The following is an 8,890-nucleotide window of genomic DNA, read 5'->3' as shown; positions in this document are numbered from 1 at the left end:
CCATCATCCCACGACCAAGCCCTCGGCCGACACTCGTACAACCGCCCAATCCCACTTCCGCACGCTGCGGCTCGGCACGCCTTTCCAGCCGCGCATCGACGCGCTGGGGCTGAAGGAGGACTGGTACAATTGGGCCGGCTATCGCGCGCCGCATTCCCTGTGGGACGAGGAGCTCGAATATTTCGCCATCCGCAGCCAGGCGGCGCTGTTCGACATCTCGCCGATGACCAAATACCGGATCGAAGGCCCAGACGCCGAAGCCTATCTTGACCGCGTCACGCTGCGCGACGTGACAAAACTGAAACCCGGCCGCGTCCACTACACCGCCTGGTGCGACGACGACGGTTTCGTGCTCGACGACGGAACGCTGTTCCGGCTCTCGCCGACGCGCTTCCGCCTGGGTTCGCAGGAGCGGCATCTGCCCTGGCTGCTCGACAGCGCGATTGGCTACGAGGTCAGCGTCGAGGAAGAGACCGAAGCCGTCGCCGGCCTCGCGCTGCAGGGCCCGACCTCCTTCGCCATCCTGCGCGACGCGGGCTTCGCCGGCATCCAGCGGCTGAAAATCTTCGACCTTGCCGAATTCGCGCATGACGGTGGCACCGTCACCATCTCGCGCACCGGCTTCACCGGCGATCTCGGCTACGAATTGTTCGTGTCGGCCGACAAGGCGCTGAGCCTTTGGGACCGGCTGATGGCGGCGGGCGAGCTGCGCGGCATCCGCGCCATCGGCTACACCGCGCTGAACCGCGCCAGGCTGGAAGCCGGGCTGATCGTCGCCAATGCCGACTTCACAGCTGCCGAGCACGCCATTCGCGCCGACCGCCTGCGCATGCCCGACGAGATCGGCCTCGGCTTCATGATCGATTCGGACAAGGGCCACTTCAACGGCCGCCGCGCCATCCTCGAAGCGCGCGGCAGGAAGAAGCTGCGCCATGTGCTGGTTGGGCTGGAGATCGAAGGCAACATCCCGGCCGAGCATGCCATCGTTTACTACAGGAAGAGCCAGGAGGTCGGGCTGGTCAGCGCGGCGATGTGGTCGCCCATGGCCAAGCGCAACATCGCGCTCGCCTCCCTGCAGCGGCCCTATGGCGACACGATCGTCGACGATCTCTGGGTCGAGATCTACGCCATGCGCGAGCTGCAGTACCAGAAGCTGATGAAGAAGGCGAAGGTGGTGCCGCGGCCCTTCATCAAGCTCGACCGCCGCACCGCCAACCCGCCGGCGGACTTCTGACGATGGCAAGCGAAGCGGAAGACCTCGAGGCGGAAGCCGCCGAGCAGTGGCAGCTGGTCAACACGCCGCTCGGCGAGATGTGGTCCGGCCGCACCCGCTACGCGGCGGCGATGTATTTCTTCAAGCGCGGCGAGATGAATGCCGAGACGCTGGAGGTCTACCGCATCTGCGCCCGGCTCGATCAGGAGGACCCTCTGCCGGTCATCCGCGACCGCGGCGTTGGCAAAGACTGGCTGAAGCGAATGGGTTACGCGCAGTAGGCACGCTTCACCCTATGGTTCTTTCCAACACACTCAGCCAGTTGCGATAAGCGATCTTCTCGATCAGCGCGCGGCCGAAACCGCGCGTGGCGAGCGCATCGATGAGCTTCGGCAGGCCAGCGACGTCGCCGATCGGGGCCGGGATCATGGCGCCGTCGAAATCGGAGCCGAGACCCACGCCGTCCTCGCCCAGCGCCTGCAACAGCGAATCGATGTGGCGCACCATGATGTCGATGCTGGTGTCGGCGTTCATGCGGCCATCCTCGCGCAGGAAGCCGGTGGCGAAGTTAAGGCCCACCATGCCGCCCGATTCGCGGATCGCGCCGAGCTGCCAGTCGGTCAGGTTGCGCGAATGGCCGCAGATCGCATGCACGTTGGAATGAGTCGCGACCAGCGGCGCGTCGCTAAGCTCGGCCACGTCGCGAAAACCCTTCTCGTTGAGATGCGACAGGTCGATCATGATCCTGAGCTGGTTGCATGCCTTGACCAGCGCCTTGCCGGCATCGGTGAGGCCAGGCCCGGTATCGGGCGAGGATGGGAAGCGGAACGGCACGCCATTGCCGAAGGCGTTCGGGCGGCTCCAGACGATGCCCAGCGAGCGCAGCCCGGCGGCGTGCAGCACGTCGAGCATGGCGAGTCCGGGATCGATCGCCTCGACGCCTTCGATATGGAAAATCGCCGCGATCGAGCCTTTCGCCATCGCGTCGCGCACATCGCCGGCGCTGCGGCAGACGGTCAGCGCGCCGGCGCGCTCCAGCCTGAACAGGATCGAAGCCATCCCTATGGTTGAGGTGATCGCTTCTGCCTGCGGCAGCTCGGGCGGCAACGGCTCGTTGTCGCTCGGCGCCGGCGGCACGGCGCTGCGCTTCGACTTTTCGACCGGCGGCGGACAGATCGCGAACATGCCGCCGGCAAAGCCGCCCTTTCTGGCGCGCGGCAGGTCGATATGGCCACCCGGCGTTCCCTCGATGAACAGCTTTTCGACATCGGCTTCCTTCGACTGGTAGAGTCGCAGCAGCGTGTCGTTGTGTCCGTCGAAAACGGGGATCAGGTCGGTATCGGTCATCAGGGGAGCCATTCAAATCGGGGACAGGCGGGACGACAGGTTTCGTCCGAACGAACCGTCAACTTAGGCAAGATGGCCGGCCGGTGCAAATGGCAAGACTAGGCCTCTTCCTTCTCCCCTTGTGGGGTCGAAGGACGGGGCGAGACCCGTGGCTCGCCCCTGGGCGGTGGATCGGCGCGCCAGCGTCGAGACGGATGAGGAGTGTTCCAGCGGAGTGAGACGCTGGCTTTCCCCGGAGCACCCCTCATCCGGCCGCTGCGCGGCCACCTTCCCCGCAAGGGGGGAAGGAAGAAATTCTCTACTGCTTCAGCACATCCGCCCATTCCGGGTGGCGGCGGAACTGGGCGTTGGCGAAGGGGCAGAGCGGGATGATCTTCTTGCCTGTGGCACGGGCATCCTCCACGGCGCGGGTGACGAGCCGAAGCCCGGCGCCCTGGCCGCGAAAGACGTCCGGCACCTCTGTGTGATCGATGATGAGCTGGTGCTCGCCGATCTTGGTGAAGGTCATCTCGGCCTCGGCGCCGCCGGGGCCGCGCAGCACGTAGCGCCCCTTGGAGCCGCGGTCTTCCAGCTCGATCTCGGGCAATTCGTCAGCCATTTATTTGCCTCCTTCAGCGGGCGCGAGCGCGAAAAGCCGCCGCGCCGCTTCGATTTCATTCGGCCGAACCTCATGCCCGCCGTCGTGCCATTCCACTGTGACATCGGCGCCGTCGGCACGCAAATAGGCCTCGAGCCGCGACGTCAGGTTAGGCGGGCAGATCGCTCGCGCCTGCCGGCCGTGATCAGGATATGGCGGCCGGCAAGACTGCCCTGCACCTTCGGCTCGAACGGGATCAGCGGATGCATGAGTTCCGAGGCATCGAACAGCGTCGGCTCGGCGAACACCATCGAAGCCAGGATGTTGGCACCGTTGGAGTAGCCGAGGCCGAACACGGCCGATGGTTTCACCGCTTCGACATGCGCCTTGACGAAGCCCGCCATCTTCGATGTTGCGCGCGCCAGGTCGTTCATGTCGTAGACGCCCTCGCCAGTGCGGCGGAAGAAGCGCGCGGCGCCATGCTCCGACACATCGCCGCGCGGCGAGACGATCGTCGCCGAAGGCACCAGATCGCGGCCGAAGCCAAGCAGCTGGTTCTCGTCCGCGCCGGTGCCGTGGAAGACAAAGAGGAGCGGGCTGCCCGGCGAACCGGGCAGCATTTTGTGGATGTAAGCGTCCTTGCTCATGGCTTCAGCCTTCCAGCTTCTGCAGGTGCTCTTCGAGATAGGGCCTAAGATGCTGATGCTGCGTCGGCAGCTTCAGCGCCTCGCCAAGATGGGCGGTATCCTCGTCGCGGTCGAAGCCCGGTTCGTTGGTTGCCACCTCGAACAGAACACCGCCCGGCGTGCGGAAATAGATCGCCCAGAAATAGTCGCGATCGATGACCGGCGTCACGCCATAGCCCGTGTCGATCAGCGCCTTGCGCACCTCGAGCTGCTTGGCGCGATCCTCGACCGCGAAGGCGACATGGTGCACCGAGCCGGCGCCGAGATTGGCGAAGCCGGCGCCCGGCAGCGATTCAATGTCGACGACATCGGCGCCATTGCCGTTCTTGATCGCCAGCCGGCGGATATTGCCGGACTTGTCGACCTCCTCAGAGCCCATGAACTTCAAGAGCTCCTCGGTGGCGCCGCCGTCCTTCAGCCGGAGCGAGACCGAGTGAAAGCCGCGGATCGCCTCGTCGCCGGGAACGCCGCCCTTGACCCAGGGCGCTCTGCTGTCGGCCTTGTCCTCGACAAGCGCGAAGCTGTCGCCGTCCGGGCCGGTGAAGGTAAGCCGCTTTTCGCCAAAGCTTTCGGTGCGGGCGACATTGCCCACGCCCTCATCGGCGAAGCGCTTTTCCCAGTAGGCGAGCGTGCCTTCCGGCACCGAGAACACGGTCGTGCCGACCTCGCCGACGCCGTGCCGGCCCTTGCCGATATCGGGGAACGGAAAATACGTCATCACCGAACCCGGCGTGCCGACCTCATCGGCATAGTAGAGGTGATAGACGTCCGGCGCGTCGAAATTGACGGTTTTCTTCACCCGGCGCAGGCCGAGCTTTTTCGTGAAGAACTCATTGTTGCGGCGTGCGTCGCTCGCCATCGAGGTGACGTGATGCAGGCCTTGGATCTGATTGAGCATGATTGTGCTCCTTCCCTTGTTCTTGCGCGGCCCTCGCCGCAGTCCACGCCAATATGAGGAGGGGCGGCTCTGCGGCAAAGCGGGCAAACACAGGATGGACTGTATCATAAACGTGAACGACCGTTCAAAATATGTTCACCAATCCATCACCAGCATCGGCTTGCAACCCAGGTGATTTCCGTTCCATCTGAGCGCTTCCACAAGGAGACGATCTTGGACAATCCGACGAGCCGCCCGAATGTTCTCCTCATCACTTGCGACCAATGGCGTGGCGATTGCCTCTCGGCCGCCGGCCATCCGGTGGTGAAGACGCCAAATGCGGATGCGCTCGCCGCCGAGGGCGTGCTTTTCCGCCGCCACTATGGCGGGGCAGCGCCTTGTTCTCCGGCCCGCGCCTGTCTCTATACAGGCCTCTACCAGATGAACAATCGCGTCTGCCGCAACGGCACGCCGCTCGACGCGCGCCATGGCAACATCGCGCTTTCGGCGCGCGCGGCGGGCTACGATCCAACCCTGTTCGGCTACACCGATGTCTCGCTCGACCCGCGCCAGCTTGCGGCGGGGGATCCGCGCCTGCGCAGTTATGAAGGCGTGCTGCCTGGCTTCACCGTCCGACAGGCTTTGCCCGAGCATCAGAAGCAGTGGCTGTCATGGCTGCGCGCGCAAGGCATAGACACGAGCTCCGGCAGCCCTGGCATCCACCGTCCGGCCGGAGGGCAGGCGGAATGCGACGTGACCAACGCGCCGCCGGTCTATTCGAAGGACCAGACGCCGAGCGCTTTCCTGGCCGGCGAATTCATCCGCTGGCTTGGCGAGCAGGAGAAGGGCGCGCCATGGTTCGCGCACATCTCCTTCATCAGCCCGCACCCGCCCTTCATCGTGCCGGAGCCTTACAATACGATGTACGATCCGGCTGAAGGCCCCGCTTTCAAGCGGGCGGCAAATTGGCAAGCCGAAGCCGCAAGCCACCCCTATCTCGCCTATGATCTCGCCCTCCAGAAGAGAACGAAATTCGTTCCAGGCATGAAGGGCAACGTGCCGGACTGGAGCGAGGAGAATTTCCGCCGCATCCGCGCCATCTATTACGGCATGATTTCGGAGGTCGATGCGCAGCTCGGCCGTATCTGGCAGGCGATCAAATCGGCCGGCGCCTGGGACGACACCATCGTCGTCCTTACATCCGACCATGCCGAGATGATGGGCGACCATTTCATGCTGGGCAAAGGCGGCTTCTTCGATGCCAGCTACCACATTCCGCTGATCGTCCGCGACCCGCGCCGGAAAGCAGCGGCCGGTTCATCCGTGGATCATTTCACCGAAGCCGTCGACGTCTTTCCGACCTTGCTCGACCTGATCGGCGCCGCGCCGCAGCGCCATCTCGACGGCTGCCCGCTGACCCCGTGGCTTGACGGCGACCGCCCCGGGAACTGGCGCGACGCCGCGCATTGGGAATTCGACTTCCGCACGATCGCGGCAGGCGACGCCGAACGCCATTTCGGCATGGAGTCGCGCGACTGCAATCTCGCCGTCATCCGCTCGGCCGGCTTCAAATATGTCCATTTCGGCGGCGGCCTGCCGGCGCTTCTGTTCGACCTGTCGCAAGACCCGGGAGAACTGAACAATGTGGCGAACGACCCCGCCTATCTGCCGGTGCGACTCGAGTTCGCGGAGAAGATGCTAGCCTGGCGCGCTACTCACCTCGACCAGTCGCTGGCCTTGGCGGAACTGACGGAGGATGGAGTGGCTGGGTGCGTCAGTAGGGCAGTAAGGCAATAGGGCAGTATGGGAATCGCTCCCTACTGCCCTACTGCCCTATTCCCTTACTTCAGCATCATCCGCTGCTGGTCGCGATTGGCGGCATAACTGCTCTTGTCATAGGCCGTCTGCGCCTGCAGCTGTTCCTTGGTGAAGTTGGTGTAGAGATATTTCTTGCCGTTTTTGTCGGTCATGAATTTGAGCTTGTCCATGCCGACCGCCACCTCCTTGGCGCCGATGCCGAGGAAGCCGCCGACCTCGACGATGACCGCGTCCGGCTTGTTTTCGGGCGTCAGCACGACGTCGCCGATGGAACCGATCTCGGCGTCGTTGGCGCCATAGACCGTCGTACCCTTCAGATCATCGACCCTGATATTGCCCATGGGCATTTCGGTCAGCGTCGACTTGTCGATGGACGAGGTCTTGGTCTGGTCGGTTGCGGCGGTGCCATTGTCGGCGGGCTTGTTCTCAGCAGTGCTCTGGGCCGCCGGCGCCGCGGGCTTGTTCTCTGCCGTCGACTGGGCGGGCTCTGCCGGCTTGGCCCCCTTGTCGGAGGTCGTGTCCGAAGACACCACCGCGGGCGTGGTCGCCGCGGGAGCGTTGTTCGCGGCCGTGGTCGTGCCCGGCGCCGGGTCATAGGCCTTGCGGTTGAAGTCGGGCTGCGCCTGCAACTCCTCCTTGGTGGTCTCGGCCACCAGCCAGCGGTCGCCATTTTTCTCGGCCCATTTTGCCTTGGCGAAGTCATAGGCGACGTTCTTCTCACCAATGCCGAGGAAGCCCCCCACGCCGATCACGAGGGATTCAGCCTTGCCGTCCTTGGCAAGAACGATGTCGTTGACGTCGCCGATCTTCTGGGCGTCGTCCGCGGTGCCGTTATAGACCGACTCGCCCATGATGTTGGACGCGATGTTGCCCTCGGCCTTCTTCACCGGCTCGGCCGGTGCGGCCGCCGGAGCCTGTGCTGTCGTGTTGTTGGCGGGCTGCGTGGCATCGGTCGTCGGCGCCGGCGCCGGGTCATAAGGCTTGCGATCGAATGCCGGCAGCGCGTTCAACTCATCCTTGGTCGATTTGGCGACCAGCCAGCGGTCGCCATTCTTCTCGGCCCATTCCAGCTTCGCGTAGTCGAAGGCGACGTCTTTCTTGCCGACGCCGAGAAAACCGCCGACCCCGATGATGGCGGATTTGGCCTTGCCGCTGGAATCGAAGACGACATCATCGACCTTGCCGATGTTCTGGGCGTCGTCGCCGGTGCCATTGTAGACAGACTCGCCGATGATATTGGACATCAGCGCGCCGTCGGCGCGCGGCACCGGAGCCGTGGTTTCGGCGGCAGGGGCCTGTTGCGCCGGAGCGGTTGTCGTCTGCGCAAGGGCGCCGGTTGCGAGCAGTGTAGCGATCGCGGTGGTCGCAAAAAGAGTGCGGATCATGATGGTCTCTCCTCGTGCCTGATTTGTGCATGCTGCTCACCCGGTCAGCCTCTGGACGGCGGGTCGGGAGCGGCAGTGTCGACAGGTTCACAACGTTGTGACCGGGGTGTTGTTCCAAGACACGTTCACCAGCGTCTGGGTTGCCAAACCTACGCTGGAACCTTTGCGGCCGCATCCTCGTTCCAGCCTTCGGCTGAGGTCTGACGGCTCAAGGCGGCTTGAACCGAATACGGAGCGGATATGCGGTTTGCTGCGGTGCTTAATCATGACGGCGGCGCGCTCCGCACCGTCGACATGGAAGCTTTCTCCGGACAGTTGCGTCAGACGCTTGAAGCGGCGGGACATTCGGTCGAGATCGACATCGTCGCCGGCCGGGATGTCGCTACCGCGCTGGAGAAGGCCATCGCCAGGCGCAACATCGACGTGATCCTCGCCGGTGGCGGCGACGGCACGATCTCGACCGCGGCGTCCCTTCTCATGAACAAGAAGAAGGCGCTGGCTATTTTACCTGCGGGGACGATGAACCTCTTCGCGCGCGGCCTGGGCATTCCGCAGACACTGGAGGCAGCGCTGCGGTCCTTTGCCGATGGCGAGGTGATCGCCGTCGACATGGCGAGCGCCAATGGCCAGCCTTTCGTGCATCAGTTCTCGATTGGCATGCATGCCAAGATGGTCCAGTTGCGCGAGAAAATGGATTTCGGCTCGCGCCTTGGAAAGATGCAGGCCTCCGTGCGCGCCGCCTGGGCGGCGATCAAGAATCCACCGGCGCTGAAAGTGAGCCTGAGCATCGGCAAGGCGGAGATCGTGACGCGCACGACCGGCATCGGCATTTCCAACAACCTGTTCGGCGAGGGCCACCTGCCTTATGCCGACAACCCGGCCGGCGGCGTGCTCGGCATCTATGTCAGCGTCGCGCGCCGGCGTCACCATCTGGCAAAGCTGCTGCTGGACATGCTGCGCGGCCGGCTGCGCCAAAGTGCCCATGTC

The 8,890-nt window shown here is 64.3% G+C and carries 8 protein-coding genes and 1 pseudogene; 4 read left to right on the top strand and 5 right to left on the bottom strand.

What is annotated here, in order from left to right:
- Nucleotides 1–64: 64 nt before the first annotated feature.
- Both EOA28_RS15050 and EOA28_RS15045 read left to right on the top strand, forming a co-directional pair.
- Nucleotides 65–1,234: an aminomethyltransferase family protein gene (locus tag EOA28_RS15050; RefSeq protein ID WP_128315010.1), complete on the top strand. Its 1,170-nt coding sequence runs from the start codon at nucleotides 65–67 to the stop codon at nucleotides 1,232–1,234.
- Between the two features lie 2 nt (nucleotides 1,235–1,236).
- On the top strand, nucleotides 1,237–1,494 hold the full coding sequence (locus EOA28_RS15045; protein WP_126080890.1) for a hypothetical protein: 258 nt from the start codon (nucleotides 1,237–1,239) through the stop codon (nucleotides 1,492–1,494).
- A 7-nt stretch (nucleotides 1,495–1,501) separates the two neighbouring features.
- Here EOA28_RS15045 and EOA28_RS15040 read toward each other — a convergent pair whose 3' ends face one another.
- The 4 genes and pseudogenes from EOA28_RS15040 to EOA28_RS15025 form a co-directional block, all read right to left on the bottom strand.
- Nucleotides 1,502–2,560, bottom strand: coding sequence for a dipeptidase (locus EOA28_RS15040; RefSeq protein ID WP_128315009.1), 1,059 nt, complete (start codon nucleotides 2,558–2,560; stop codon nucleotides 1,502–1,504).
- 298 nt (nucleotides 2,561–2,858) lie between these two features.
- The gene (locus EOA28_RS15035) at nucleotides 2,859–3,158 is read right to left on the bottom strand and encodes a GNAT family N-acetyltransferase (protein ID WP_127252516.1); all 300 of its coding nucleotides are present in this window, start codon (nucleotides 3,156–3,158) and stop codon (nucleotides 2,859–2,861) included.
- Nucleotides 3,159–3,784, bottom strand: a pseudogene (locus EOA28_RS15030) (alpha/beta hydrolase).
- A gap of 4 nt (nucleotides 3,785–3,788) precedes the next feature.
- Nucleotides 3,789–4,721 carry a VOC family protein gene (locus EOA28_RS15025; protein WP_128315008.1) on the bottom strand — a complete coding sequence of 311 codons (933 nt, stop codon included), beginning with the start codon at nucleotides 4,719–4,721 and terminating at the stop codon, nucleotides 3,789–3,791.
- A gap of 213 nt (nucleotides 4,722–4,934) precedes the next feature.
- On the opposite strand from EOA28_RS15025, the gene EOA28_RS15020 reads away from it, so the two are divergent.
- The gene (locus tag EOA28_RS15020; protein ID WP_189342049.1) at nucleotides 4,935–6,497 is read left to right on the top strand and encodes an alkaline phosphatase family protein; all 1,563 of its coding nucleotides are present in this window, start codon (nucleotides 4,935–4,937) and stop codon (nucleotides 6,495–6,497) included.
- A 44-nt stretch (nucleotides 6,498–6,541) separates the two neighbouring features.
- Here the strand turns inward: EOA28_RS15020 and EOA28_RS15015 are convergent, their stop codons facing one another.
- Nucleotides 6,542–7,903, bottom strand: coding sequence for a PRC-barrel domain-containing protein (locus EOA28_RS15015; RefSeq protein WP_128315007.1), 1,362 nt, complete (start codon nucleotides 7,901–7,903; stop codon nucleotides 6,542–6,544).
- 240 nt (nucleotides 7,904–8,143) lie between these two features.
- Here EOA28_RS15015 and EOA28_RS15010 point away from each other — a divergent pair.
- On the top strand, nucleotides 8,144–8,890 hold a 747-nt coding region (locus tag EOA28_RS15010), incomplete at its 3' end, for a diacylglycerol kinase family protein (protein ID WP_128315006.1).

This window comes from Mesorhizobium sp. M2A.F.Ca.ET.067.02.1.1 (assembly GCF_004023285.1).
Lineage (GTDB): Bacteria > Pseudomonadota > Alphaproteobacteria > Rhizobiales > Rhizobiaceae > Mesorhizobium.
This window is presented reverse-complemented; position numbering and strand designations above follow the sequence as displayed.